This is a genomic window from Chryseobacterium luquanense (assembly GCF_026460945.1).
In the GTDB taxonomy this organism is placed as follows: Bacteria; Bacteroidota; Bacteroidia; order Flavobacteriales; family Weeksellaceae; genus Chryseobacterium; species Chryseobacterium luquanense.
The window spans coordinates 37,906-64,683 of the sequence record NZ_JAOVZV010000022.1; the positions used below are offsets into that span (position 1 = coordinate 37,906).

Here is a 26,778-nt window from a genome sequence, read left to right on the forward strand (position 1 = left end):
ATAATGATTGATACACATACGCATTTATACGCTGAAGAATTTGATGAAGACAGAAAAGAAGCGATTCAAAGAGCTTTAGATAAAGGGATTAATGAATTTTATCTTCCCGCAATCGATTCTGAATCTCACGAAAAAATGCTTCAACTGGAAAGTGAATATCCAAACCAGATTTTTTCGATGATGGGATTACATCCTTGTTATGTAAAACCGGAATCCTGGGAAAAAGAACTTGAAGTTGTAAAGAATTATCTCGACCAAAGACATTTTCCGGCAGTCGGAGAAATAGGAATTGATTTATATTGGGACAAGTCTACTTTAGATATTCAGGTGAAAGCTTTTGAGCAGCAAATTGATTGGGCAATAGAAAAAGATCTACCGATTGTAATTCATACCCGAGAAAGTTTTGACGAAACTTTTGAAGTTTTAGAAAGAAAAAAGCATCCTAAATTACGTGGGATTTTCCATTGTTTTTCAGGTAATTTAGATCAGGCAAAACACGCTTTAGATTTAAATTTTATCTTGGGAATCGGTGGAGTAGTAACCTTTAAAAACGGCAAAATCGATCAGTTTTTAAATGAAATACCTTTAAATAAAATCGTTTTGGAAACAGATTCTCCTTATCTTGCTCCCGTTCCGTTTAGAGGAAAAAGAAATGAAAGTTCGTATTTAGAGTTGGTTGCAGGGAAACTTGTGGATATTTATAAAACAGATTTTTCTGAGATTGATAGGATTACGAGTGAGAATGCAAAGAAAATGTTTCAATAAAATTAAATAGCCAGTAATGAATCAATTCAATTTCATTAATAAAAATAGCATGATGAAGTTAGCTTTGTTCATTATTTACTTCACGGTTAATTTATTATTTGTTGTAAAATACGGAGTAAGACAGGAAAAAATTTCTATTTGGATTTTAGTTAGTCTATTTTTAGGTTTTCATATTTTAATCTATAAAGCAGAACCATTTGTTATTAAAAAAATAAAGATTTCTAAATCTGTTTTATATTTTTTTTTATTGATTATTATTACAGTCTCTGTTGTTTTGTGTCATTTAATAGACAGTCCATATAAAGTTAATATAGATCGTTGGCAAACTATTGAATATTGTTTGAGGGATTGGTTGAAAGGTGATTTCTTTTATGATAAGCCTAATTTTATTGGTCAAATGCCTTCTTATCTTCCGGGACAATTACTTGCTGCCGTAGGTTTTTATTTGATTGGGAATGTAGGTTATCTTCAGGTTTTTGCATTCGTTGTATTTATGGTAACTATTCTTGCATTGTTCAAAAGTAATAATATTCGTCTTTTAGCTGCATTTTTATTGATTTCTTCATTATCTTTTATTTATGAAATAGTCTGTAAAAGCGATTTTATTTCGTCATTTATATTTGTATCATTATTTATTGTTTTTTGGCATAAAAAATTTCCGGATAATTATTTTACGAAACCTTTTTTACTGGGACTTATTTTAGGGTTTCTCTGTCTTACAAGAAGTCTTGTTATTATTCCGCTTCTGTTGTTTCTCTTAAATCCATTTTTTAAAGCAAGTAATTCAGATAAATTAAAAGCCATTATTGGTTTCATTATTAGTTTCAGTTTCCTTTTGGCAACAGTTATTTTTCCTGTTAAAAGCTTTGAATATCTAAAAGAATTTAACCCGCTTAAAACACAAGGACAAGGAAGTGAATTTATAATGCTGTTTTTCGTGATTATGACAGTTGTTATTTCATTTTTTATTAAAAGTATTCAGCAGGTATTTTTTTATTCAGCGTTAATTTATTTTTTATTAATTGGAAGTTTCTTGATTGAGTCTTCATTAAACGGAATTGTATACAATCATCTTGGAATAACTTATTTGGCTTCAGCATTACCCTTTGCAATTATTGGCTATTGTTTTCTGATTTCGGAAAACTTAAACTTACCGCTAGACAATGTAAACTAATTATAATCAACCATGGAATTTATTAAAAAGAATTTTCATTATCTACTTCTACTTTCTTCTGTTTTCTTTTTAGGAAATCCGGCAAAGTTTCCGGTTGATGATGGTTTTTTTTATCCTCAGATTGCCTATAATATTGTTCATCATGGTTTTATGGGATTCAATGATCTTTATCTTACCAATGGTTTTCATCCTTTATGGATGGTCTTTTGCGTTATAGCAGAACTTCTGAATCCTTTTGATAAACAATTTGCATTAAATATACTCTGGTTATTTCAGGTGATTTTTATTTTTAGTGGCTTTAAGCTTTTAGAAAAGACGGTATTCAAAAACTCAGAATTAGGGAAGATTTTAGGTTTGGCATTTTACACTTTTATATTTTTTGGTATTGGAGCACTGTATCTTACAGAAGCTCATATTGCTTTTTTTACTTTATCATTATTGTTCTTTTTTGTCTGGAGGGAATTTAAAAATGATCTCGTTTTCGGTTTCATTTGCAGTCTTGTTTTCTTATCGCGACTTGACCATATTTTTATTATAATACCTTTTGGATTTTTTTACTGGAATTTCCGCAATTGGGATTTTAAAAGTTTAATAATGATCCTTTTAGGATTTTCATTTTTGTCTTTACCATATCTTCTTTCAAATATTTATCTTTTTGAAAGTGCAGTGCCAATAAGTGGTAAAATTAAAAGTTCATTTCCGATAATTGCAGATGAAATTCCTTTTGGAATGTTATTTAAATTCTGTTTTACAGTATGCTTTCTATACTTGGTCTTTTTATTTTTCAACAGTAAAACCGAGCAAAGATTTCTCAAGATTTGTTTTTTAATAGGGTGTTTGCTGCATTTCTTTTACAATATATTTTATCAATCTCAAATTGGGCAATGGTATTTTGTATCGCAGTTTATACTATTTGGCTTTTTTATAAATGATATTTCTGTTAGATTTAATTTTCCTTTTACTCGTGACAAAGTTTTTTTGACAATTTTCTCAGCTTTTTTGGTTATTTTAATTTGTTTTTTTGGATACATGAAACTTACCACCAATATGAGTCTTATGTCAAATTTATTTGGAAATGATTCTAAAGTTGAGAAAAAACAAGTTGATAAAATGAAAGAAATTTCTGAAGATCTTACAAATTTAATACCCGCTAAATCACGTATTTATATTTATGATTTTCCGGGGAAATTTGCTTTTTATTCTGATTTAAATTTCATTCCTGCGGATGCTTTGGTTGGAAATCCTACATTTTTTAAAGATATTGATAACAGGAATTTTAAACACTATCTCAAAAAAAATAAAATTAGTTATCTTCTTTTTCCAAGCAGACTTGCCAAAAATGAAAATAAGATTTACTTCATGGGGTTAAATATTAAAAAAGAAAAATCAGAAAATGTTTTTTATATCAAAAACACAATGAAGAAAAATGTTGTCGACAGTTTACAAGAAAAGGATCTTCTTAAAATCAAAGAATATGAAAATCCTGCAAAAACTTGGCAGATGAATTATGATTCGGTGAGCATATACAAAACGAAATTTTGATACTAATAAAAAAGCCTTCCAATCGGAAGGCTTAAATTTTATTTATTTCTTGAAAAATTATTTTTATTTTTCGGCTTTTTAAAACTGGCATCTTTCCTCTGTTGAGACGGATTGGCAGGTTTTGGTCTTGGCGTAAAAGGCTTATTGTTTGAGTCTCTTTTTTCTACAATTAAATCATCGGTATGATAAGGATGATCTTTTACCACAGGAATTTTCATTCCAATTAATTTTTCTGTATCTCTTAGATTAAGCAAATCTAAGCCATCAACAAATGAAAGAGAGCTTCCTTCAGATCCGGCGCGACCGGTTCTTCCTATTCTGTGGACATAAGTTTCTGCAACATCTGAAAGCTCAAAATTGATAACATATTTCAATTCATCAATATCAATACCTCTTGCTGCAATGTCAGTTGCCACCAAAACACGCGTTTTTCCTGATTTAAAATTATTTAAAGCATTCTGTCTTGCATTTTGAGATTTATTACCGTGAATCGCTTCTGTAGTGATTTTTCCGGCTAATAATTTTTTGGCAATTTTATCGGCTCCATGTTTCGTTCTTGAGAAAACCAGAACAGATTCCGAAATATTGTTTTGTAAAATATGAGTAAGAAGATCAAGCTTTTTATCCTTGTCTACAAAATAGATCGATTGCTTAATAGTTTCTGCAGTTGAAGAAATTGGGGTTACAGATACTTTAATCGGAGTATTCAGAATAGAATCTGCCAATTTTTGAATTTCTGTAGGCATTGTTGCCGAGAAGAAAAGCGTCTGTCTTCTTTGAGGTAAAAGTTTAATAATTCTTTTTACATCATGTACAAAACCCATATCAAGCATTCTGTCGGCTTCATCTAAAACGAAAATTTCAAGATTTTTAAGAGAAATAATTCCCTGAGCTATAAAATCAAGCAATCTTCCCGGAGTTGCCACTAAAATATCGACACCTTTTCTTAAAGCTGTCACCTGACTTCCTTGTTTTACACCTCCAAAAATTACCAAATGTTTTAAAGGTAAATTTTTTCCGTATGCATTGAAACTTTCCTCAATTTGAATCGCTAATTCTCTTGTTGGAGTAAGAATTAATGCTTTTATATGATTGCTTTTCGGGCCTTTTCTTTCCGTAAGATTTTGTAGAATTGGGATAGCAAAAGCTGCTGTTTTTCCTGTTCCCGTTTGTGCTGTACCTAGAACGTCTCTTTGTTCTAATATTGATGGAATCGCCTGTTCCTGAATTGGTGTTGGTTTTTCGTAACCTTGAGTTTGAAGCGCATCTAAAATGGGCTTAATCAATTTTAAGTCTGTAAATAACAAAATGTTTATTGTGTATTAAAATAATGCGGTTGAAGCAGTATACTTCATCATTTTTAGCAAATCTGCTAAAGTTTTTTTAACAGAATTTTTAAGTAAAATCATTTACTATTTGGCTGAGAATGCCGCGAAATATACTGCAAATATAGTCTAAATTATTTTAACAAAAATTACTGAACCTTTTCCCACTTTTGATTGTGTTTTAAATCCTCAAAAAATTTATAAGCTGCAGTCAGTTTTTCGGTTCCACGTTTTCCGTAATCTTCTACATTTTTATCGGTACCATCTGAAAATTTAATTCTCAGATAAGAAGTTGGCAAATCTGTAATATTTCGTGTTCCGTACTTTTCATTAAGAGTTTTTACATTTAAACCGTCAAGAAGAGCAGTCAGTTTTTTATAATCTTCTTCTTTGATGGTTGTTTTAAAAGTTCCTTCTCTTGGCTTGTCAAATTCACCTTTAGAAAATCCTTGAGAAAAATTAAAATGTTCAGCTTCCAAAACGGCTGTACGATCAGGATTAATCGTCATTTTGAAAATCGGACAAGAACCAAAACATGCTCCTGCTTCATATTCGATAGTTGAGTATTTTGACTGCATTTTCTGAGATTGACAAGAAAATAAAGCAACAATTGCAAACAGACTTAATAAATATTTCATTGTTTTAAAATTTGAAAAGTTTCTGTCAATAAACGTTCCAAAGATTATTTTATCTTTTTCCATTCTTGATTGAATCGAATGTCAAATAGTTTTTTATAGAGAAGTTTTAGGCCATAAGTTCCAGATAAACCATAGTCTTCAATAGTTTTGACTTCTCCGTTGTTGTAAGTTATTTTTAGATTGGATGTTTGATCATCTGTCCAATTAACAAAATAACTATCACTAAGATTAGAAAAATTGATATAATTAAGTATAGTTTCAATTTTAGCAAAATCTTCTACATTTAATTGCGCCTTAAAACTCCCTTCATTTCTATTTTTGTTTAAAGCTTTATAAGCTTTTTCTTGAGATCTAGGGTTATTATTATCAATAAAATTAAAAGCTTTAGCAATAAATGTAGACCTTCCATTTTTATTAAGGACAATATTAAACATTGGGCATGTTCCGTAACACATATCAGTAGAATATTCTATCTTTTGGATGAAATGTGATGTAGGATATGGGTTATATTCAACAAAATTATCAAATTTGTAGTCTAATGTTTTACTAATAATTTTAGAATTATATCTAAAAGTTGAAGCTTCTAAATCTTCAGTAAATTCTTCAAAAAATACAGTAATATAATCTTGGTCATTAATTTTTGAAATTACAGGAATTACAAAATCACTATGATTGGGTTGAAGATTTTTTAAAATATAGGTATTTCCTAAATCAAAAAAAACTTTAGTACTTGTATTGCAACTGTTCGTACCGTCACTATTTTTTTGAGATGATTGACAAGATTTATCATCGCCAATAAATATTAAGTCGGTTCTACCGTCATGATTGAAATCTCCTTTGTAAAAGCTTTTATTAATGCCTAAACTATCTGCAAATCTTTTAATTTTTCTTGATAAATTATTGTCATCAAAACGCTCAATTGTTCTTAATTCAAATTGAGATAAATAATCTCTTTTATCTTTAGATTGAGATCTTATAAAAGACTCAACCTCAAGTGTTGTCTCGAGGTTGTCTATTTTTGATAAAACTTTACTTTGTGAAAAGTAAAATTGATTGATTAAAATGATTAATAAAAAGAATATCTTTCTATCCATGAAGTCTTTTCCAAATAGCATCTTTCAGCTCAACTAATCCTTCTCCGGTAACTCCCGAGAAAAATAAAGGTTGCCTGTTTTCTGGAAATTCTGCTGAAATTTCTTTTCTCAATTCATCATCCAAAAGATCTGATTTAGAAATCGAAATAATAAAATCTTTATCTAATAGCTCAGGATTGTATTCTTTCAACTCGTTTTCCAGAATTTTAAACTCTTGAAAATGACCTTCAGAATCTGCAGGAATTAAAAATAATAAAATTGAATTCCTTTCAATATGTCTTAAGAATCTGTGACCAAGCCCTTTACCTTCTGCAGCACCTTCGATAATTCCCGGAATATCCGCCATGACAAAAGATTTGTAGTTTCTGTAATCTACAATTCCTAAATTGGGAGTCAATGTGGTAAATGCGTAATTGGCAATTTTTGGTTTTGCCGCAGAAACAGAGGCTAATAAAGTAGATTTACCCGCATTTGGAAAACCAACAAGACCAACGTCCGCTAAAATTTTAAGCTCAAAAACAATATAACCTTCCTGCCCTTCCATTCCTGGTTGTGCAAATCTGGGAGTTTGGTTGGTAGATGTTTTAAAAAATTCATTTCCTTTTCCACCTTTTCCACCTTCCATTAAGATGATTTCCTGGCCATCTTCTAAGATTTCTCCTACAATTTCTCCCTCTTCATTCTTTGCAATCGTTCCAATGGGAACATTAATATAAACATCTTCACCAAAAGCACCGGTTAATTGGTTTTTTGCTCCATTTTCTCCACGCTCAGCTTTTACGTGACGGGTATAACGAAGCGGAAGTAAAGTCCATTCATGTGCATTTCCTCTCATGATCACGTGACCACCTCGACCTCCGTCTCCGCCATCAGGACCACCTTTAGGAATATATTTTTCACGACGAAGATGGGCAGAACCTGCGCCACCATGACCGCTTTTACAATGAATCTTTACGTAATCTACAAAATTTGACATTTCTTCTTATTATGAGTTATGAGCTATGAATTATGAGAATGAATTTTAAGAACTTATAACTCATCACTCATAACTTTTAACTACTTTACTTTTTCTACTTCAGCAAAAAGTTTTTCAGAAATCTCGTTGATTTCTCCTACACCGTTGATCTCTACATATTTACCTTGTTGTTTGTAAAGTTCGGCTACTTCTGCTGTTTTTGTGTAGTATTCTTTTATTCTGTTTTCAATGATTTCAACATTGCTGTCATCTGATCTTCCGCTGATTTCTCCTCTTTTCAGTAATCTTTCAACCAAAAGAGAATCTTCTACAACCAAAGAAAGACAAACGTCGATATTATCATTTAGTTCTTCTTTTACAATTTTTTCCAAAGCTTCTGTCTGAACTGCTGTTCTAGGATATCCGTCGAAAATAAATCCTGCAGCATCGCTTGGTTTTCTGATTTCGTCAATCAGCATATCTGTTGTTACCTGATCCGGAACCAATTCTCCTTTATCGATATAAGATTTAGCCAATTTCCCAAGTTCAGTATCATTTTTCATATTAAATCTGAAAAGATCACCTGTTGAGATTTGTTTTAAATTAAATTTCTCGATTAAGTTTTGAGCTTGAGTACCTTTTCCACTTCCTGGAGGGCCAAACAGAACAATATTTATCATAGTGTTGAAGGGCTTTTGGCGATTGGCAGTTTGCTTTTGGTTTTTACCGCTAGCTTATCTGCTTTTAGCCTTTAGCATTTTTAAGTTATTATTAAATTTATTTCTTTATTTTACTTTTTTAGGCTAAAAGCTATCAGCTAATAGCCAACAGAGTTTAATGGTTGATTTGTCCGTCTTCCAATTGGTATAAATTGGCTAAGTTTCTGCCTAATTCATCATAATCCAATCCGTAACCTAAAACAAATTTGTTTGGAATTTCCTTTCCGATATAATCCAGCTTAAAATCTTTCTTGTAAACATCAGGTTTCAATAAGAATGAAGCGATTTTTACAGATTTCGGACGTTGAGTTTCGTTAAAATATTTAAATAGACTTTCAACAGTATTTCCTGTATCTACGATATCCTCAACAAGAATAATGTGACGGTCTTTAACGTCTTTGGTTAATTCCATTTTCTGATAAACAATTCCTGTAGATTCAGTTCCTGCGTAAGAACTCATTTGGATAAAAGCAATTTCGCATTCTCCAGGATAATGTTTAAGAAGGTCAGAAAAAAACATGATAACACCGTTTAAAACACCGATGAAAACAGGTACTTCATCTTTATAGTCTTCATAGATTTTCAAAGCAGTTGCTTTTACAATTTCCTGAATCTCGGCATCCTTTAAATAGGGAACAAAAGTTTTGTCGTGAACTTGAATACTTTCCATAAAATTTTTCGTAGTCGGCAAAGTTACGGATTTTTGATGAAAATATTTTTAAGGATGTTGGAGTTATTTGAATAATTGTTTTTTGCTATAAATTTTACATTCTGAATATTCTTATTCTTCTTCTTCTTCTTACTATTTTTGCATAGAATTTAAATGGTCTCAACAATTCCTTATTATGAATAATACATTTTCTGACAATAATCAAATAGAAGTTGTTTCTACATTTTCTGAACTTGTCAGTACCAATTTTCAGGGAAATGTAAATGCACTTTGTTGGGAAAGAGATTTAACAGGAGATTTTAAAGAAATTGTTTCTCAACTTCAACTAAAAGAAAATATTACAGAAATTTCTATTGAAAATCTTTTAGAATTACAATTGTCGGAAAAGGGTAGTGCTGCAAGAGATATTATTCTTAATGATATACAATTATTAACAAAGTTCGGAGCATCTCCTTCTCTTAATTTGCTTAAAAACTACGAACGGGACGATGAGTTTAATTTTATTTCAACAGACGTATATTCCTATCATGTCGACCGTTCTCCGATTGGAACTGATACTTTTTTATGTACTTATCATGGAGCTGCAAGTGATATTATTCCCAATAATCAGGTTACTCAAAAAATATTAATTCCTGAAATTCGACAAAAGCTTAAAGAATTGCATGATGGGAATGATGAAGATTTTGAATCTTTTTTACAAGAAAATTTCTTTGACTTACATTATCAACCAAATTCTGATGCTCAACCTACAAATTTACGAACTGGTCATCTTTGGAGATTGGCTGTAGATCATCCCGAACAAAAAGTTTTACCCTGTGTTCATCGTGCTCCAGTGGAAAATGATGGAGAATATAGGTTGTTGTTGATTTGTTAATTGTAAAAATAAATTTACTTTCAGTAGTTAAATATAGCCACCCCTGTCTGGTTCTGATATAGGTGAGATCTGATACCCAAGCAACATTTTTATTTTAAACGGTAAATTCCTGCCTCAATACATTTTCTACCACAGGATAGTGATGGGAAGAATCTGTAGTGCTTTTGAATTTTCTTTTTATAATGCTTTGCATGTTTTCTTTTCGCATCAGCTTGGCTACCAGTTTTCTTGATATTTTAAATCCACTCATTTGTAGTTCTTTTGCTATTCTGGGACTGCCATACCTGCCTTTACTGATAGTATATATATTTTTTATCTTTTTTATTGCCTCTTGCCGGTATAATTCCCGTTCGCACGGTTTCTTAATTAACCAATGGTAATAACTACTTTTGCTTATCTGAAAAACTTTACACATCTTTTCAACTGGAAATTCGTTTTTATACTGCTGTATAAACTGATATTTTAGCATTTGTAAGATCGAAATCTGATGGTAATCTTCAAATTATTAATGAAGAATTTACGGTCTTAAGAGAAGAAAAAAATGCATATTACGTTAAATTGGAAAATGACTTACATAATTTCTATAGTCTCAAAGCGAAGGCAGAAACAGTAATCAAAAGTAAGAAACCAACCATTTTATACGCTGTCAATGCACTGACAAAAGAAAAAACTAATCAGATTATTTACTACGTTTTAGATGGTGTTTTCTATGCGAGAGATGGCATAACTGGCGCTATGACTAATAAACCGTTGAAATATAGAGTAGGAACGATTGTATATGCTTCAGATGCAATTACAGGAGCAAAAACAGATAAAATATTGTACTACATTGAAGACGGAAAAGTATTTGCCGCTGATGTGTTAACAGGGAATAAAACAAATATTGTTCTAAAATATATAATAGATAAAGTAGTCTATGCTTCTGATGCTTTAACTTATCAAAAGACAAACACTATTCTTGGATATATCGAAGGAGATGAAATAATGGATTAATAATAAAATTAAAAAATATAGAATATTTATACGAATTATTTTTGAAAAAAGCTCAATTTTATACTTTAAAACTTAAGGATAAAGTGTAGAAAAATTTTTATTTTTTTCACAGACAATGCCTTGATAGTCAAAATGGCTGATGGGGATAAAATCACAGTGCTAAATAGAAATGTTCAGAAAAGATCAAGACATGAGGAAGTAGATTGTCCTGAAAATGGACAGGTATATGGGAAAACGCAAAAGACTTCATTAGAAAGTAGTTTTTTAATAAGAGAATTACTTTCTTTGAAACTAATACCTTTAGTATATTATGAAGGCAGCGAATATCTTTCTGAAGAGTTGATTCATACTAGATTGGGCTGGTGATATCAATACTATTCTAAAGATTTAAATCTTGAAAAGCTGGAAAAAGAAGTCTGAGATTTTTTTTCTCGGACTTTGGAATAATAATGCTATTTCTCAATAAGAATATAGAAAGTATAATTCAATAGCAAAATAAAAAATAAACTGTTTTATTATTTTATATTTTAAAAAGACTCTTAGAAACATCGAGTAAAACAATAGAACATTAGAAAAATATTTGGAGATCAATTCATAAAAAACAGCAGTTGAAGTGAAAAAAATGATCAAATTTTAAAGAAATTTTGTAGATATTTATCTACAAATGCGTTTTAAGTTGATTTTTCATTAATTATAAATTATTTAATGATAATAAGTTATTTATGCAATATAATTCTCTGTATTTATTTTATGGGAAAATTAGTTAATTTTTCCGCCAAATATTTTAAAAGAAAAGTTTTGTAAAAACCTACTAGTCTTTTACTTATGGTACTTAGCCAAATGAAAAATTGTTTGTGGGATTGAAAAATATCTCTACATTTGATTTATAAATATTTCCACATGATTGTGAGATTTTAGAAAATATTTATATAACATCAGGATATATTCCATATTGGTTTGAGGTAAAATAACAAATGATGAAAAAAGCACAAATCAGAATATATTCCATTTTTGGTAATAGTAAAAGTTAAATCTTAAATATATTTATTATGTCATTCAAAACCTTATTAGAGTACGCAGGAAAAAAGCGTAACGTATTATCTGTAGAATATGCAATGCTACAGGAAACCGACAAAACAGGAAGACCCTCTTCCGTTACCCGTGGAGGTAAAATCTTTATTACAGTAGAAGGAACAGGCGAGACCGATCTTTTTGAATGGATGACCAATTCATTTGAAAGAAAAGACGGAAGTGTAAAGTTCATTAAAAGAAACAGTGACGCTACATTAAAGGAGCTTAAATTTAAGGAAGCTTACATCGTAAAATACAACGAAAACTTTGATGCATCAGGAGATAATCCGTTAACTGAAACTTTTGTGCTTTCAGCAAAAGAAATCGAAATGGGTAACGCTTCTCATAGAAACGAATGGGTATAATCAAAATCCAGATTTAAATTTCTTTAATCACCCGGAATTAAATTGATCTTATTAAACAGGTAGGGATTAAAATTAATCAATTTTGATTATATACTTGTCTCTTAATTTCGACTAAACTTAAGGGTGCAAAGATTTTTAAAAACACAAATTCTATTAATAACAATTAAAATTTTACAATTATGTCATTTAAATCCATATTAAAAGTAGCGGGAAAAAACTATAATGTATTAAGCATAAACTATGGTTTATTCCAAGAAACGGATGCTACAGGAAGACCATCTACTATTACAAGAGGTGGGAAAATAGATATCACCGTTGAAAGTACTGGCGAAACCGATTTGTTCGAATGGATGACCAATTCATTCGAGAGAAAAGACGGAAGCGTTGTGTTCTACAAAAGAGATAATAATGCTACGTTGAAAGAACTAAAATTTACAGAAGCTTATCTGGTAAAGCATAAAGAGAAATTTGATGCATCAGGAGACACTCCGCTTACGGAAACCTTTACCATTTCTGCAAGAGAGATTGAGATGGGAACAGGAAAATACATCAATGAGTGGGTATAACTTATCATAATGAGCAGGTTGATGGTGTTTTTAATCATCGCCTGCTTTTTTTACTTGGTAACTGAAATTTATTTTAAATGGGACACATTACAAAGAGTACACCTTATTTTGATATTAATATAAATTCGGATTCTGGAAATATTGTTATTGTGCAGAAATGGAAGTATGAATGGAAGGCTAATGGTTTTAGTGAATGGCAATATCCTGAAAAATTAAATATTCACGAAAAATTTGAAAAGGCAATTACTTCAACTTGGAATGGTAAGGCAAAAGTTAAAGTGCTCGGAACATCTGAATTCGCAAAACAAAATGTGTCAAAAGTATTTACAATATTATTTGATGTTAAATGGGTAACTACTAATGCTCATTGGGATGTTATTGTAAGCAAATTAAATAGATTCAATAATAATAGCAGACCGGTTGTAGATTGGAATGGGAGGAGAATTGAGTTATATACCATGGATGTGATTCCGGTAGGAAAGAAAGGTGCTCCGAAAGGATTGCTGCAAACCAATGTAGTTCATGAATTCGGACATTCTATCGGTAACCATTCAAATATTAAAGGAATGCATAATGATGAGTATAGTAAAAGTAAAATAATTAACAAACCATATCTTGAAGACAAAACAAGCATAATGCATTCGGGTATGGAGTTAAGAAAAAGACATTTTGATTATTTAGAAAAAGTATTAAATGAAATGATTCCGAATACTAAATTTAGTATTTCTGTGTAATGAAAAAATATAAATTTCTCCTTTTTATAACTGCACTATTATTTTCCTGCTCAAAGGTCAGTGAAAAGAATACAACGGAAGAGAATATTGTAAATATTGCCCCTGAAAATGTTATGAAATATGATTTTAGGAAGGCAATAGAAATTTATGATATTCCTAAGCTGGCTTTTAAGTATAATAATATAGAGGAGGGAGATACAATAGCAGGATTTCCAAAATCAATTTCAAAATTTATACCTATTGGTAAAAAAGAAAAAATTTTGGAAGCCACATGGATAAGTAAAGTTAATGATAAAGAGATACAGGTCTGGTATACTCAGGATAAGAAGGGATTATGGATTCCTTTTAATGTGGAAGAAAGAAAAATATCAAAAATTTTTTTAGAAAATCAATAAGTGAAGAAGAACTATTTATTTTTCAGTCTATTTTTTTTAGCATTTCTTTTAATCTCATGTTTTCAAGAGACGGTAAAACGAATAAGTGTTGAAAAAGTAAGTTCGAAGGAAGTTTCCAATATAAACTTCACTACAGCTTTAGACAAATATGGTGTTCCAGAGTCCATAGAAAGGTTCGATAATTCAGGAGAAAAAGGCAGCGTCTTTCCGGGTATGAGAGCCGAGATAGGTAATTTTTTTCCCATTGGATCAAAAAAAACAGAAATTTTGGAAGCTGTCTGGAAGTCAAATGATTCTATGAATATCGCTGTTTGGTACACAAAAAAACAAAACAAATGGATCCCATTCGACCATTTTGAATATGGTAAAGACTGGGATTTTTAACTATATAAAAAATACTAACAATAAAAACACAACCATATGTCCTTTTTAGCAAAATTAGAATTAGATGGTAATGCATACAATGTACTAGAGTGCAAATATAGATTTACTCAAGCAGTGGATGGAACAGGAAAACCTCAAGGAATGCCTCAGGGTGGCGAGATTTTCATCCGACTTGAAAGCACAGGAAATCCAGAACTTCTTGGGTGGATGCTTGATCATAATAAAACCAAAGACGGAAAAATTGTTTTTTTCAGAAGAGATGCGATGAGTAAACTTCAGGAACTGAATTTTGAGAAAGCATATTGCATAGATTTTTTAGAACATTTTAATTCTAACGACAATGAGCCGCTACAGATTGAAATGCGTCTTATCGCAAAATCTTTTGATGTAAACGGCGCTACCCATGAAAAAAAATGGAGATAGTAATATTTAGTAATTAATAAGTGAAATAATTTCAAATATCTATCAGATAATTTTGAAATTGATGTTAATCAAAAGTATAACAACCAAAAAAACACAAAGTATGTCATTCCAAGATAGCAACAATCCAAAAAATCCACTTAGCGAAGGTTTAGACGGATTAAAACAACAAGGTATTTCAGCAGCTGAAAACAAAATTACTGGCATTGTCTCCGATAAGCTTGACAATCCGGTAGTCAATAAAATCGTTGAAAATAAGGATACTATTAAAAATGTGGTAAATCAATTTTCTTCCGCTGAAAACCCAATCAATGATTCTTCTATTGGCAGGCTCAATCATCCGGATGATCTCAAAAAGTACTTTTCAAAGAAAACTTTTAAAGATTTTTTGGCAGAGAAAGACAGTCCGCTTGTCTACTGCACACTTACGATAGATGCAAAAGAATTTTTAGCTAAAAACACTTATGTGGTTGAGTTGAGACAACACACCAACGACCACGATACTTTTACAATCATAACACCGGACGATTCTTTAGACAGTTTTGAGGGCTATGTAATGGAGAATTCAAAAAGGCTTCTTGGTAAAAAAGTAACTGTTAATTTTCACAGATTTGGAGATATCAGACAATCTTTCATGGGAATTATTGCCAATATCAGAAACAAAAAAGATGAAGGCGGAGGTTACGGAAAATTGTTTATTACGGGCTATGCTCCAAGTATTTTGCTTGAAAATGGTAAAGACTGCCAAAGCTATAATGAAAAAGATTTGAAAGGTATCATTGATGAAGCTTTAAAAGAATACAAAAATGAAGTCCCAATAATCACGGAAAACTTAAATACAAAATACACAATTCCGTATACTGTACAGTATAAAGAGTCAGATTATCAGTTTATCAAAAGACTAGCACACCGTTATGGCGAATATTTCTATTATGATGGTCAAAATCTGATATTCGGAAATAAAGTACAACCCATTGTAAAATTAGGGGAAAATATAGACCTCATCGATATTGAATTTGAAATCATGATTAAACCTCAAGGTTTTAAATATATGTCTTATGACAGTATTTCTGCAGAAGTGAAAGAAAAAGATTCAGATTCTGTACAGGCTCAATATAAAGAAAATGGTTTTCAGGCAATTGCAGTGAATGCTTCCAAAGAAGTTTTCAAGAAAAAATCTGAAATGCTTTTCAATGCTACATCGCAACAGAATGTTGACAGTGATCTTCAGGAAATGGTACTTCGTCAAAAAGAAAGCCGTGAGCATTTGATGCATGTAAGAGGAAGAAGCCGTGATCCGCAATTAAAAATTGGAGGTAGAGCAGAGATTTCTGATATTAACGCTAAAGCGATGGAAACTTACAGGATTATTGAGATTACCCACTTCCACGATGGCAACGAATATCATAATGAATTTGTTGGGATTCCGGATATTTTCATTTCCCCGTTTTTTGATGAAGATGCTTTTCCTACTTGTGAGGAGCAATCAGCAGTTGTAACTGATAATGACAATCCTCAAGGAATGATTAAGGTGCAATTTCCGTGGCAAAAAAAGAAAGGTTTGAAAACCCCTTGGCTGAGAGTAATCACTCCTTACGCTGGAAAAGGCAAAGGTATGCACATCATTCCGGAAGTAGGTGAAGAGGTCGTAATTGGTTTTGATAATGGAAATGCTGAGAGACCTTTTGTTTTTGGAGCGATGTTTAACGGAAAATCAAGTGCAGGATTGGGCGGAGCAGGAAATTATATGAAAGGTTTGCAGACACCATCAGGAAGCCGATTACATATGAACGACAAAGATGGATCACTTCATATGCAGGATAATGGAGGAGTAGATATGAAATTTGACGGTGGAGGAAATGCTACAACGAGCGCAAAATCTACACATAATGTAAATGCGGGAAGCTCGCATACTACCGGAGTTGGAGGAAAAAAAGGAACTCCTCCAAAATCATTGCTACACATGGATGCTGGTGGAAACATTACTCTTGATGGAAAAGCAAGTATTACCATTAAGGTTGGGGATAGTGTAATTTCTATTACGGGAAGTGAAATAAAAATCACAAGTACGAATATTACCACAGAAGCCAAAAGTATATTGAGTGAGAAAGGAAGCGATATAAAAATAGCTTCTAGTGCATCACTGGATATAAATGGAGGTCCAAAAGCAACCATCAACTCGGGGAATACACAAGTACATTAAGATTTTATGAAAAATTTACTTGAAATACAGTTAGATAAAAAGCTTTATCTTTCAAAGTCTTCAATTACAGTACAAAATGCGGATAAGGTCTATAAAAATAATATAGATCAAAATTTTTCAATTAATGTAAAAGAAAAAAATGACACAGGATATATTGTAGAAATAGAAATATTAGATTTTAGTCAATCTGCAAATGACCCTTACAGTATCTTATTATCTGATATAGGAAGAATTAATAAAAAAATGATTTTTCAGACAGATTCTTCGATGAAACTTCTTAAAATCCTTAATAAAAAGGATATGTTGGATTTTTGGAGGTACTCATTATTATCCGAATTATCGGAAAAATATAAAAATCCAAAATATAAAACATTGTTTATTCATTTTGAAAATCAACTGAAAGATTCAGGGGATTTAATGGAGAAGTCTATGAAAAATAAAGGTTTTTATGATATGATTTTTAATAACCTTACAAATGAAAATTTTTACGGAGACAATATAAAACTCGAAAAATCAATAGAAAATATTTTTGATGACAGACCACTCCCATACACAGTAGAAAGTTTTACTCTTGAAGAATATACCTTAAAGGGAGAAGACCAGAAATGGATCTACGGAACTGGGAGTTTAAATCATGATGACTTCGATAAGGATTATCTAAGAAAAAAGATCCGTCGTATAATTGGAAATGCTTTATTCCCCGTTAAGCCTCATTTTGAATATCAGGAAGGTTACAGAATTAGTTCCACTGATTCTACACTGCAGGAGGCAAGGCAAGAATTGAAATTTAGAATAGATGGATACTATTATTATACTACCCGAAACGCAATACAACAAATACCAATGTAATTATGTCTGATAAGAAACACATTCCTGCAGGTGTTTGGTTAAAATGCGATAAAGGAAGTAAAACCGAACAATTGATAGTATTGCCTCGTACAATAAAATTATACGAAGAAAATTGGGCAGTAGAAACTGATGCTATACCAGTAGTAAATATTCCGAGTTTTACTAATTGTGCAATAAATGGTACTTGTGTTCCTACAACGGTAAAATGGGAAAACCCTGTAGATGGAGAGATGACAGTAGCTGGTGTTAAACCAATAAAAGATGATTCTTTTTGTTTATGTCCTATTGGAGGAAAAATTAACATTTATTTTGATCGACAAGCTGCAGCGGATTCCATTAGTGCAGATGAAGCACAAAGAAAAGCAGCAGAAGCCAAAGAAGAAAGTGAAGAAGATTTTTGGTGGGGAGTTGGAGCTGCTGTTTTAGTGGGTGCTGTGTGCGTTGTGGCAGTAGTTGCAACAGGAGGAGCTGCAGCACCACTATTAATAGCCGCAGCAACAACCGCTGTTGAAGGTGCAGCAATAGGCGCTGTTGTTGGAGGTACTGTAGGTGCTGTAGCTGGAGGGATCGAAGGTTATGCACACGGAGGATGGGAAGGCGCAGCTGAAGGTGCGCTTTCAGGAGCAGGACAGGGTGCATTAATGGGGGGGGTAGGAGGAGCGGTAACAGCTTTGGGAGGAGGTCCCTTTTTATTGCCATCTTTAGTAGATTTTGCAAGCGGTGTAGCATATGATGTAGAAGCAATGTACTATGAGCCTACAGTAGAAAGAGGCTTAGTTCTTTTAGCTGATGCTGTAGTGTTGTTTGGCGCAAAAAAAGCAGAAGAGGTTGTAAGTGAAAAAATAGGAGTAAAGTTTTCTGAAAGATGGTGTAAAGATCCAGTAGACCCTATTACAGGAAATGTTTTTTATCCATATACTGATTTTGAATTACCTGGTCCGATTCCTTTAAAATGGGAAAGAGAATATAATTCGGCTTCAAAATATAGAGGGATATTAGGTCAGGGTATTTCTTCGGGTTATGATCTTTTTTTATATGAAGACTTTGAAAGAAATGTTTTGGAAATCCTCCAAAAGAACGGGACTGCTTTGGCAGTGAATATACCAGACTTAGAAAAATCAAGTTATCATTCTGTAGCACAGATAGAAGTATTTTATCATGAAGGTTCTTATAAAGTTTTCCGTAACGAAAGAGGAGATGTCATAAAAGAAGTTTCTTTTGACGGAATTACTAAATATTATAATCGTGACCGTGCCGGAAAAGTGCTTAAAATAAAACGTGAGGGGAATCGCTATACCGAATATGAATATAATAAAAGAGGACAGATCATCCGTGCAGATTATCATGACGGTTATTGGGAAACTTTTGCTTACGACAAGGCAGGTTATCTTATAGAAGCCAGAAACCCCGATAATGATGTTCGGTTTATGAGAGACAAAAACGGGCTTGTCCTTCAGGAGGTACAGGGAAAGCATACCATAGATTATGTATATGACGAAAAAGGAAACCTTTCCTCTCTGAAGAGTTCTCTGGGAGCAGATGTATCCTACGAAAGAGATAAATATGGAAAAATAAGTTCTATAAAATCCGGAGAAGAAGAAAACCAATGGATAGCAAATATTAAAAGAAATATGCTAGGATTGGAAATAGAACGTACATTACCAGGAGGTGTAGTAAGTTCCTGGAGCTATGATGCTGAAAATAATCCTTTAAAACAGATAGTAATCAGAGGGCAAGAAAAAGCTCTCAATCGAAGTTATAGTTGGAATGCTAGCCATCAGCTGCATCAGATAACCAATGGGGTATCAGGCGGTATTACAGAATTCGGATACGATGCTTTCAGTAGTCTTGCCTGGGCAGAATACGAAGACGGTACCAAAGATTACAAGATGCCCGACGAAGTCGGTAATCTCTTCAAAACTAAAGCACAGAAAGATCGTATCTATGGTAAAGGAGGCAAACTGCTGAAAGACGAAAATTGGTTTTATAATTATGATACCGAAGGTAACCTAAAACTGAAAAGCAAACGGAATATAGCGCAAGCACAACTCCAAAACAGGCATGTGCAGTTGGAAGTAGCCAAACCTGCAAAGTTTTCTTTCTTTGTAGATGAAATAAAAGATGAAAAACCGAACCGAAAAACGCTTGATTATTATCTGCGTACAGATATAAAATATACCCAAGAAGAAAAAGAAGAATACAAACGCCTGAAAGACCAAATGCTGGTGCATACTGAAGAATGGCAACAAGGTGACTGGCTCTACACATGGCAGGCAAATGGTATGCTGAAAAATGTGAAAAAACCAGATGGGAGCGAAATCTCTTTTGAATATGACGCATTGGGCAGAAGAACTACCAAAACATATCAGGAAAAAGTAACAAGATTTGTTTGGGATAGCAATGTTTTGCTACACGAATGGAATTACGATCAGAAAAAAAGCCCGAGATTCTCTCTTGATAACCAAGGCGAGTTTGTTTATACTTCTACCAAGAGTACAGAGAATCTTATTACCTGGGTATATGAAGATGGCAGTTTTGTACCAAGTGCTAAAATAATTGGTGGAGAAAAGTACAGTATCATTTCCGATTATATCGGCAGACCAATACAAGCTTATGATGATAATGGTAACAAAGTTTGGGAAACAGATTATGACATCTATGGAAGATTGCGTAATTTGCAGGGAGAGAAACAATTTGTAGCTTTCCGTCAGCTTGGGCAGTATGAAGATGAGGAATTAGATGGTCTTTATTATAATAGATTTAGATATTATGATTGTAATATTGGTGGATATATAAGCCAAGATCCAATTGGATTGGAAGGAAATAACCCTAATTTCTATGCATATGTTTATGATTCTAATCTGCAATATGATCCTTTTGGTTTGGAATGTCCTACAATATGGGATTCAGTTACGGGAAAAAGTTATAATACTGCAAGTGAAATGCCAGTTATAAAGCCTGGTACAAAGGCCTGGAAAAGTGCTGTTGAATCTATTAAATCACCAGGTAAAAGTAAAAATGTAAGAGTAGGGTCTAAAGCTGAAGCAACACAACTTATGAATGAAGCAAGACCTGGTTTAACCGAACAACCGACATATACAGAGATCCCCTATAAAGACGGATACGAATATCATCCAAATGAATCACATACAGAAAATGCTCCTCATAATAATTTGGAACATATTAAATGGAAGGAGTGGTCATCAGGTAAATCTTCTGGAGGAAATGGACATATATTTTATTAAATAATTATTAATATGACTACATTAAATGAATTAAAATTAACTACTGTAGGTTGGAGATTTACTGATCAGAAATCTAATAAAATAGATGAAGAAGATTTAAAAGACATTAAAATAAATGATCCTGAATATTCTAAATTAAAATGGACTGAGTTTACTCACTCTCAAGAATTTCATTTATTTAAATTAAATAATGATTTTTGGAGAAGCTTAAATAAGGTTAATCAAATTAATGTAGATTGGGGAAGCGAAAACAAAGAAGAATTAAATATAATTTCTAAAGAATGCAATTTAGAATTTGATGATAGAATAATTTTCTTTTGGGGTGGACAAACGTCATTTGAAATTAGTTGGTATTTATTTATTAAATATTGGGATGATTTTTGTTATCCAAGTGACGATAATAATCTTATCATTTGTGAAGAAAAAAAAATACTAATTACATATGTTGAAGATTGTTTTACTATATATTATTTACAATAAAAATCTTTAATATTTTAGCTTATTTATGTAATACTTTTCAAATTCATACCAAAATTAAGTCAGTAATAGTTGATTAGTGATCTACTGTTAGTCTTTGTATATATACAAGCAGGGTAATAAAATTTGAATTATAATGTGGAATATTTTCTTAAAACAAAATAGTGATTTTAAAAAAATAAATGAAGCAGTAGATGTATCTGATGCTATCAATAAATCATTTGAACATAATATCGATAAAGTAATAATTATATTAGATTCTATTGAAATTGAAATGTGCTTAGTTTACCAGTTTTCTGATTTATTTGAAGATTTTTTAAATATATTAACAGATGTTATTGATAATGAAAATGGAGACGGTTATTATGGTTTCTCTCAAAATGATTTATTTGATGCAGATTGGAATTTAAGTTGGGATAATGATTATCTAGAAATTAAAATTAAGTGGAGAATTTTTAAAGATAAAGATATTTCTTCATTACCAAATCAATTTCACTTCTCAAAAAAAGAATATATAAATTCATGGAAAATATTTTTAAATAGCCTATATCATAAATTAGATTTGGATAATTTGAAATTAGAGTATAATGATGAAAAATTAATAATAAATGAAATAATTTCAGAAAAATAAAATTAAAAAATCTAAAAGGAGAGAAACAATTTGTAGCTTTCCGTCAGCTTGGGCAGTATGAAGATTAACTCCCGGCTCCCTTTAGAAGGTTTTGAAAATGTAAATTATTCACTATCACTCTTTACGTAAATTCGTACAGAGTGATGGTAATAAAAAAATAGAGCAATCAGGATTTAATAAAAAGTTGAAATTTTATATTTTTACTTATGGTCTTATAATCAATATTTTATTGTTTAATAAGTATTGTTATAATTTTATCTGCAAACACCATTAAAATCCTTATAATAATACTCTACATAACCTTCTTCAAAACTTTCAATTTGTAGTTGTGAAAATTTCGCTGACTTTACTTTATAGTCTGCATAAACATTTTTATACACTGAAATGTTTAAAAAATTGTTTTCCTTTAGTTGACACAAATTTTTATCGGAGCAAGAAGGATTTACATTTCTTATTTCTTGACCATTGGAATTATTTACGAAAATTTATTTTGAAATTTCCAGTCTCCTATAAATGCATTTTAGGATAAATTTTGAGCTTCAATTTCGCCTGATGAATGCTACATGATGATTGTAAAATTAAAACCATAACAAGGCTTAAAATAATTATTTTTTCATTTTTAATTTATATAAGTTATTCATTATAAAAATCTTTATATATGATATCCGTAATTCTATAGTTATACGCTTCAAGTTCATTTTCATCGATTTGGTCAAGATCTCTTGTCTTGCCAGGAATATAAGAAAGCAAATTATCTGTGAAATACATCAACCCCTCCGATGGCTTATAATAATACAATAGCCATGTAAATACACTTTCATATGATTTTTCTGTTAAATATCCTTCGATTGGTCTAATATACCATGAGATTCTTGCAAGTTGGTTTGCGAGCATAGTTAAAATTTGAATAGGCATAATTTTCATTTTCACAAGACTATGTTCTAGAATTTCATCTTTTAAATCCAGTGGGAAGTAACGGTATTGAAAAGAGTAGTTTTTTCTTTGGATGTTTACAAGCTGATTTATTATCACTTTACAAGGATGGAATTTGTACCATTCCATAAGTTCTTGTCTTTCCTTAAATGTAGAAACCTCTAAAAAAAGAGTGATACTTTTTTCAAAATGAAGCATCAATTGATCCTGATTTTGATCTTTCTTCATAGGATCTAATGGGTTTTCCTCAAGATAAAGGGCTAAATCATGTGTAAGATAAAGTTTATCTCCTGGAGTTTTTCTGTTTGCAAATAAAAAAATATCTACAAATCTTCTAACAATTTTGGATTAGGGTGGAGCTTCAGGTAGATCTTTAAAGTTCATAACAAATTTGATTAGTGGTACAGTTCCGAATACCTTTTTTAAAATGCAAAAAGCGTGGAACTAAACTTAATTTGCTAAAGGAGGTTCTGACAAAACCTTACAGTACAAACAAGAATAGCCCACGCCATAGGCGAGGGCATCAACTGTCTATTCTGTACTGTATTTGAAATTGTCAGATTTCCTTTAACAGAATAAAAGCTAACGCTTTATTTTTTTCGATAAAATTTGAATAGCAAAGATAGAAAATTACTTTAAGAGATATCATCAAATTTTCATTGAAGAGATTGTCTTTTCCTCTTTTTCAAATTCATACCAAAAATAGTTGGTTAGTGATTTACTGTTAGTCTTTGTATATATACCGGCGGGGCAATAAAATTTGAAATATTTTGAAAAAGCTAAAACCCGTCCCCCTTTGGTTTCGTGCGTTTCGTTTTCTAAAATGAAAGTCGATTTTATCGGGCGTGATCCTGTCTGCTTCTGTGTTGTTTTAGTGGTTTCGTTTTCTGTTAGGAAACGAAACAAAACAGTTGCTCAATCAGTATTAATTTTTTTTCTGAGCTTCGAAAGAGGGTGATAAAATATTTTTAATTTCACAGTTGATTACAGTATGTTTAATGACTGGAATATTATTCATAAAAAATATAACTATATTTATAGTTGTAGAATAATTGATACGAAAACGTTTGCCTGCTGCTATCAGAAAAGTATTTTCGGAATGTTGAAACTATAATAAATGAAGAACCCTATACATATATTATTATATAGATATAGGGTAATTGAGTAGTTTATATTATTAAGGAATATCAACATCTATACTTTCTCCAATCTTCTTTTATTAGGAAATCAGCAATATCTAATCCATCTATCTTTTCCTGATATGTAGCTTTTCTTTCAAGAAAGTCCGAAACTATGAACTGTACGCCGGGAATTTTATCCTTAAAATAGTTTGCTTTATTCTCCCACTGTTTAAAAGTAGAACCATCTTTTGATAAATCCGGATATAGTGTAACTTTTCTGTTTTTAAGAATCTTTAATCTGTCAAGAGTAAATGTATCTTTGCTACCAACAGCTAACCAGATCTTATCATTCTGTTCTCGAGGAAATCCATAATACAATGTTCCATATATTACAGTTTTAGGAGCCTCAACCAATACTACAGGATTGTCTGGAAATTGTTTGAGAAGATGCTCTCCAAACAGGCAGGAAACCTTTTTCTCACTCTTAAAATAAGAACTTAACCAAGGCGGAATCGGCAAAAGGTTACCCTTTAAATATCGCACTAGCATGCTATGAAAAAAATCAGGTTTCCCTTTAGTATTGTTATTAACATCAAATTGTTTTACATGTACAGCTCTAATATTACTGTTGATATCTATAAAAGGAAATGCAACCGCCCCTTGTTTGCTACCTTTAACAATTGTTCCCAATTTATAAAGTTTTGCAACTTCATCAATATCTTTTTTACAAAAAGGATGGCGGACATTCACTAGTAAGTTATTAAGAAAAGCATTCTTACTATATCTGTTTTCATTTACAATTTTTTCAAAAGTTTGCTTGTCAAAAAAGACCAGTGGTAAATCTCTGTTTTTTTTAACAAATTTCGAATCAGCTATAACGTGATTTGATATATATCTATCAAGATAAGGATTTTTATGATGCTGACAATTATTACTGCGGTCACATCTGCCGTACTTTTCGGGAAGGTATTCCATGGTTATAATGTCTCTATATCTGGCAAAAGTTTTCTCTTCACATTTGGGACAGTAAAACTTTTTGCTACTTTTATCAAGTTGGAACTTAAAATTTTGTTTCATAAATAAGTTTTTAAAACGAAGCATTTGCTACATTTGCTACATAACTTTGTACAGTGCAGGAAATGCTTCAAATGCTGATTATTACAAAACTTTTTTTAAGGCATTAACTACTGTTCCAAAGCTTTTTCGACTTGTTTCAAAGCCCATGTTTCTAAGTCTTTCCGTAAAAGTTTTTAAAGAGCATTGCTTTAAACCGCTCTCATCACAATAGCAGCGATAATCATAAAACAGTTCTTTAAGAGCAATTTCGTTTGTAACTGAAGTTGAGATTTCATTGTCAGTAAGAAACATTTTAACGCTGTCACTCTGAGTTCTATATTGCTCAACTGCTAAACGAGCTGCATCGCATTCTGAAAACTTCTTTTGGCTTATAAGGCGATGAAGAGCTTGAATCACTAGATTTAGAACCCCAGGCATCTCAGCAGAAATAATTTTTGTATGAAGATCTTTATCCTGTTGTTCTGCAGGAATTGTAATGTTAAAAGGTATTATTAAAAACCGTCTAAAGTATCCGTTCGTCTGTTCAACATCTTTTGGAAGTTCATTACAATTAAAAATAAGTTTAGCATATTTTTTTAGGATAAAAGGCTGTCCGTAAGGTAACCTTGCTTCTACAGGTTCGCCGGAAACTAACTGTTTAAAGATAGACGCCTCAAGTTTTCCGTTAATTTCACTAGCGTAGTTAACAAGTTTATCAGATAACTTTGCTCGATAGTAACCATTTTCATTTGTTAAGCTTTGTAAAGAAAAGTTGCTAATGTTTTTTTCTCCTAAAAGCGCATTAACAATTTCAAAAAAGACACTTTTACCATTAGCTCCAGTGCCGTACAAGATCAGTGCTTTTTCTTCTTTCATTACTTTACTTCCATGTTTAAAGAATAAAAAGGCTATGTATTCAAGTAGAACTTTTTGGCTTTGCTCATCTGGTAAAACTTGGTTTAAATAGTTTTTGAATAGTGGACATTTTGCTTCAGGATCATACCTGTAAGGTAGCTGGTAAAGTAGAAAATCTGAACTATTAAAATTTCTTGTTTTAATCCCTTCCTGTGTAAATTCTAATGTTTCATTCAAGAGATTCACCATTACCTTATTATTATCTTCTTTAGGATTTGGAAGATATGCTCTAGACATAAACTGCTTATACAGTTGTTCCCGGAATTGATAAAATTTAGCTGTAAAAACAGGAACTCCAAGTCTTTCCGCTGCGGAACCAAGAAAATGTTCAAATTCTTCTTTAGGGACTTCTTCCCAGAAGCAACCATTATATAAATAAATTAAATTATTTTTTTTGCAGAGACCCCATTTCTTTTGCGCTTCTTCTAAAATGTGATCTACTATTATTACAAGATAATGATTGTTTTTAATCTTTTGATTGATTTCTTTATCATTTTCCTGAATGTCAGAATCTGAAGTATCAGTAGAATTTGTGGGATTTGTTTTTGGTTCAATTGCTTTTAAATCTTTTAAGATAAGCTCTTCATAATCCATAGGCTTATACATTTCTAATAACTGTCCTAGGATTTCTGTGTGTTGTACAGGAATGTTTTGTTTTTCCATT

27 protein-coding genes are annotated in these 26,778 nt (G+C 31.6%); 17 read left to right on the forward strand and 10 right to left on the reverse strand.

Going from position 1 to position 26,778, the window contains the following annotated elements:
* The first annotated feature begins 3 nt into the window (after positions 1-3).
* Genes OEA66_RS18300 through OEA66_RS18310 form a run of 3 tightly spaced genes read left to right on the forward strand, consistent with a single transcriptional unit; the run spans position 4 to position 3,481 of the window.
* Positions 4-765, forward strand: coding sequence for a TatD family hydrolase (locus OEA66_RS18300; protein ID WP_267282756.1), 762 nt, complete (start codon positions 4-6; stop codon positions 763-765).
* Positions 766-814: 49 nt separating this feature from the next.
* Entirely contained in the window at positions 815-1,939 is a 1,125-nt protein-coding gene (locus OEA66_RS18305; protein ID WP_267282757.1) for a hypothetical protein, read from the forward strand.
* Between the two features lie 12 nt (positions 1,940-1,951).
* A complete protein-coding gene (locus tag OEA66_RS18310) occupies positions 1,952-3,481 on the forward strand; it encodes a hypothetical protein (protein ID WP_267282758.1) in 1,530 nt (509 codons plus the stop codon).
* Positions 3,482-3,519: 38 nt separating this feature from the next.
* On the opposite strand, the gene OEA66_RS18315 is transcribed toward OEA66_RS18310, so the two are convergent.
* From OEA66_RS18315 to OEA66_RS18340, 6 genes are all read right to left on the reverse strand, one after another.
* Positions 3,520-4,788, reverse strand: a complete 1,269-nt coding sequence (locus tag OEA66_RS18315; RefSeq protein WP_267282759.1) for a DEAD/DEAH box helicase — start codon at positions 4,786-4,788, stop codon at positions 3,520-3,522.
* 167 nt (positions 4,789-4,955) lie between these two features.
* Positions 4,956-5,444 carry a DUF6438 domain-containing protein gene (locus OEA66_RS18320; protein WP_267282760.1) on the reverse strand — a complete coding sequence of 163 codons (489 nt, stop codon included), beginning with the start codon at positions 5,442-5,444 and terminating at the stop codon, positions 4,956-4,958.
* Between the two features lie 44 nt (positions 5,445-5,488).
* Complete coding sequence (locus OEA66_RS18325) at positions 5,489-6,538, reverse strand: DUF6438 domain-containing protein (protein ID WP_267282761.1); 1,050 nt, start codon at positions 6,536-6,538, stop codon at positions 5,489-5,491.
* Positions 6,531-7,514, reverse strand: a complete 984-nt coding sequence (obgE, locus tag OEA66_RS18330) for a GTPase ObgE (RefSeq protein WP_267282762.1) — start codon at positions 7,512-7,514, stop codon at positions 6,531-6,533. The genes OEA66_RS18325 and obgE overlap by 8 nt, the downstream gene beginning before the upstream one ends.
* Before the next feature lie 80 nt (positions 7,515-7,594).
* A complete protein-coding gene (locus tag OEA66_RS18335) occupies positions 7,595-8,173 on the reverse strand; it encodes an adenylate kinase (protein WP_267264327.1) in 579 nt (192 codons plus the stop codon).
* A gap of 154 nt (positions 8,174-8,327) precedes the next feature.
* Positions 8,328-8,882: a phosphoribosyltransferase gene (locus tag OEA66_RS18340; RefSeq protein WP_267282763.1), complete on the reverse strand. Its 555-nt coding sequence runs from the start codon at positions 8,880-8,882 to the stop codon at positions 8,328-8,330.
* 175 nt (positions 8,883-9,057) lie between these two features.
* Between OEA66_RS18340 and OEA66_RS18345 the strand changes: the two genes are divergently transcribed.
* Positions 9,058-9,756, forward strand: a complete 699-nt coding sequence (locus tag OEA66_RS18345) for a DUF1826 domain-containing protein (protein WP_267282764.1) — start codon at positions 9,058-9,060, stop codon at positions 9,754-9,756.
* A gap of 94 nt (positions 9,757-9,850) precedes the next feature.
* Here OEA66_RS18345 and OEA66_RS18350 read toward each other — a convergent pair whose 3' ends face one another.
* The gene (locus OEA66_RS18350) at positions 9,851-10,225 is read right to left on the reverse strand and encodes an IS3 family transposase (RefSeq protein WP_311136924.1); all 375 of its coding nucleotides are present in this window, start codon (positions 10,223-10,225) and stop codon (positions 9,851-9,853) included.
* 89 nt (positions 10,226-10,314) lie between these two features.
* Here OEA66_RS18350 and OEA66_RS18355 point away from each other — a divergent pair, with 89 nt between their 5' ends.
* From OEA66_RS18355 to OEA66_RS18420, 13 genes are all read left to right on the forward strand, one after another.
* The gene (locus tag OEA66_RS18355; RefSeq protein ID WP_267282765.1) at positions 10,315-10,749 is read left to right on the forward strand and encodes a hypothetical protein; all 435 of its coding nucleotides are present in this window, start codon (positions 10,315-10,317) and stop codon (positions 10,747-10,749) included.
* Between the two features lie 156 nt (positions 10,750-10,905).
* Entirely contained in the window at positions 10,906-11,115 is a 210-nt protein-coding gene (locus tag OEA66_RS18360; RefSeq protein ID WP_267282766.1) for a hypothetical protein, read from the forward strand.
* A gap of 683 nt (positions 11,116-11,798) precedes the next feature.
* On the forward strand, positions 11,799-12,185 hold the full coding sequence (gene tssD / locus OEA66_RS18365; RefSeq protein ID WP_267282767.1) for a type VI secretion system tube protein TssD: 387 nt from the start codon (positions 11,799-11,801) through the stop codon (positions 12,183-12,185).
* Positions 12,186-12,364: 179 nt separating this feature from the next.
* Complete coding sequence (gene tssD, locus OEA66_RS18370) at positions 12,365-12,751, forward strand: type VI secretion system tube protein TssD (protein WP_267282768.1); 387 nt, start codon at positions 12,365-12,367, stop codon at positions 12,749-12,751.
* A gap of 77 nt (positions 12,752-12,828) precedes the next feature.
* Positions 12,829-13,485, forward strand: a complete 657-nt coding sequence (locus OEA66_RS18375) for a hypothetical protein (RefSeq protein ID WP_267282769.1) — start codon at positions 12,829-12,831, stop codon at positions 13,483-13,485.
* The gene (locus OEA66_RS18380; protein WP_267282770.1) at positions 13,485-13,880 is read left to right on the forward strand and encodes a hypothetical protein; all 396 of its coding nucleotides are present in this window, start codon (positions 13,485-13,487) and stop codon (positions 13,878-13,880) included. Before OEA66_RS18375 ends, OEA66_RS18380 begins: the two co-directional genes overlap by 1 nt.
* Complete coding sequence (locus OEA66_RS18385; RefSeq protein ID WP_267282771.1) at positions 13,881-14,264, forward strand: calponin homology domain-containing protein; 384 nt, start codon at positions 13,881-13,883, stop codon at positions 14,262-14,264. It abuts the gene before it with no gap.
* A 36-nt stretch (positions 14,265-14,300) separates the two neighbouring features.
* Positions 14,301-14,687 (forward strand): type VI secretion system tube protein TssD, encoded by a 387-nt coding sequence (gene tssD / locus OEA66_RS18390; RefSeq protein ID WP_267282772.1) that lies wholly within the window; start codon positions 14,301-14,303, stop codon positions 14,685-14,687.
* Positions 14,688-14,787: 100 nt separating this feature from the next.
* Positions 14,788-16,887 carry a type VI secretion system Vgr family protein gene (locus OEA66_RS18395; RefSeq protein WP_267282773.1) on the forward strand — a complete coding sequence of 700 codons (2,100 nt, stop codon included), beginning with the start codon at positions 14,788-14,790 and terminating at the stop codon, positions 16,885-16,887.
* Positions 16,888-16,893: 6 nt separating this feature from the next.
* Positions 16,894-17,736 (forward strand): hypothetical protein, encoded by an 843-nt coding sequence (locus tag OEA66_RS18400; RefSeq protein ID WP_267282774.1) that lies wholly within the window; start codon positions 16,894-16,896, stop codon positions 17,734-17,736.
* 2 nt (positions 17,737-17,738) lie between these two features.
* Positions 17,739-20,981, forward strand: a complete 3,243-nt coding sequence (locus OEA66_RS20460; protein ID WP_311136925.1) for a DUF6531 domain-containing protein — start codon at positions 17,739-17,741, stop codon at positions 20,979-20,981.
* A gap of 12 nt (positions 20,982-20,993) precedes the next feature.
* On the forward strand, positions 20,994-21,461 hold the full coding sequence (locus tag OEA66_RS18415; RefSeq protein ID WP_267282775.1) for a DUF2947 family protein: 468 nt from the start codon (positions 20,994-20,996) through the stop codon (positions 21,459-21,461).
* Positions 21,462-21,594: 133 nt separating this feature from the next.
* Entirely contained in the window at positions 21,595-22,089 is a 495-nt protein-coding gene (locus OEA66_RS18420; RefSeq protein WP_267282776.1) for a hypothetical protein, read from the forward strand.
* Positions 22,090-22,722: 633 nt separating this feature from the next.
* On the opposite strand, the gene OEA66_RS18425 is transcribed toward OEA66_RS18420, so the two are convergent.
* From OEA66_RS18425 to OEA66_RS18435, 3 genes are all read right to left on the reverse strand, one after another.
* Entirely contained in the window at positions 22,723-23,250 is a 528-nt protein-coding gene (locus tag OEA66_RS18425) for a hypothetical protein (protein ID WP_267282777.1), read from the reverse strand.
* A gap of 959 nt (positions 23,251-24,209) precedes the next feature.
* Positions 24,210-25,220, reverse strand: a complete 1,011-nt coding sequence (locus tag OEA66_RS18430; RefSeq protein ID WP_267282778.1) for a DUF6371 domain-containing protein — start codon at positions 25,218-25,220, stop codon at positions 24,210-24,212.
* 81 nt (positions 25,221-25,301) lie between these two features.
* Positions 25,302-26,777, reverse strand: a complete 1,476-nt coding sequence (locus OEA66_RS18435; RefSeq protein ID WP_267282779.1) for a DNA primase family protein — start codon at positions 26,775-26,777, stop codon at positions 25,302-25,304.
* Between the last annotated feature and the right edge of the window lies 1 nt (position 26,778).

Coding starts and splice junctions, on each gene's coding strand:
- OEA66_RS18300 (WP_267282756.1), top strand. CDS start 4: ATGATTGATACACATACGCATTTATACGCTGAAGAATTTGATGAAGAC.
- OEA66_RS18305 (WP_267282757.1), top strand. CDS start 815: ATGATGAAGTTAGCTTTGTTCATTATTTACTTCACGGTTAATTTATTA.
- OEA66_RS18310 (WP_267282758.1), top strand. CDS start 1,952: ATGGAATTTATTAAAAAGAATTTTCATTATCTACTTCTACTTTCTTCT.
- OEA66_RS18320 (WP_267282760.1), bottom strand. CDS start 5,444: ATGAAATATTTATTAAGTCTGTTTGCAATTGTTGCTTTATTTTCTTGT.
- OEA66_RS18325 (WP_267282761.1), bottom strand. CDS start 6,538: ATGGATAGAAAGATATTCTTTTTATTAATCATTTTAATCAATCAATTT.
- obgE (WP_267282762.1), bottom strand. CDS start 7,514: ATGTCAAATTTTGTAGATTACGTAAAGATTCATTGTAAAAGCGGTCAT.
- OEA66_RS18335 (WP_267264327.1), bottom strand. CDS start 8,173: ATGATAAATATTGTTCTGTTTGGCCCTCCAGGAAGTGGAAAAGGTACT.
- OEA66_RS18340 (WP_267282763.1), bottom strand. CDS start 8,882: ATGGAAAGTATTCAAGTTCACGACAAAACTTTTGTTCCCTATTTAAAG.
- OEA66_RS18345 (WP_267282764.1), top strand. CDS start 9,058: ATGAATAATACATTTTCTGACAATAATCAAATAGAAGTTGTTTCTACA.
- OEA66_RS18350 (WP_311136924.1), bottom strand. CDS start 10,225: ATGCTAAAATATCAGTTTATACAGCAGTATAAAAACGAATTTCCAGTT.
- tssD (WP_267282767.1), top strand. CDS start 11,799: ATGTCATTCAAAACCTTATTAGAGTACGCAGGAAAAAAGCGTAACGTA.
- tssD (WP_267282768.1), top strand. CDS start 12,365: ATGTCATTTAAATCCATATTAAAAGTAGCGGGAAAAAACTATAATGTA.
- OEA66_RS18375 (WP_267282769.1), top strand. CDS start 12,829: ATGGGACACATTACAAAGAGTACACCTTATTTTGATATTAATATAAAT.
- OEA66_RS18380 (WP_267282770.1), top strand. CDS start 13,485: ATGAAAAAATATAAATTTCTCCTTTTTATAACTGCACTATTATTTTCC.
- tssD (WP_267282772.1), top strand. CDS start 14,301: ATGTCCTTTTTAGCAAAATTAGAATTAGATGGTAATGCATACAATGTA.
- OEA66_RS18395 (WP_267282773.1), top strand. CDS start 14,788: ATGTCATTCCAAGATAGCAACAATCCAAAAAATCCACTTAGCGAAGGT.
- OEA66_RS18400 (WP_267282774.1), top strand. CDS start 16,894: ATGAAAAATTTACTTGAAATACAGTTAGATAAAAAGCTTTATCTTTCA.
- OEA66_RS20460 (WP_311136925.1), top strand. CDS start 17,739: ATGTCTGATAAGAAACACATTCCTGCAGGTGTTTGGTTAAAATGCGAT.
- OEA66_RS18415 (WP_267282775.1), top strand. CDS start 20,994: ATGACTACATTAAATGAATTAAAATTAACTACTGTAGGTTGGAGATTT.
- OEA66_RS18420 (WP_267282776.1), top strand. CDS start 21,595: ATGTGGAATATTTTCTTAAAACAAAATAGTGATTTTAAAAAAATAAAT.
- OEA66_RS18425 (WP_267282777.1), bottom strand. CDS start 23,250: ATGAAGAAAGATCAAAATCAGGATCAATTGATGCTTCATTTTGAAAAA.
- OEA66_RS18430 (WP_267282778.1), bottom strand. CDS start 25,220: ATGAAACAAAATTTTAAGTTCCAACTTGATAAAAGTAGCAAAAAGTTT.
- OEA66_RS18435 (WP_267282779.1), bottom strand. CDS start 26,777: ATGGAAAAACAAAACATTCCTGTACAACACACAGAAATCCTAGGACAG.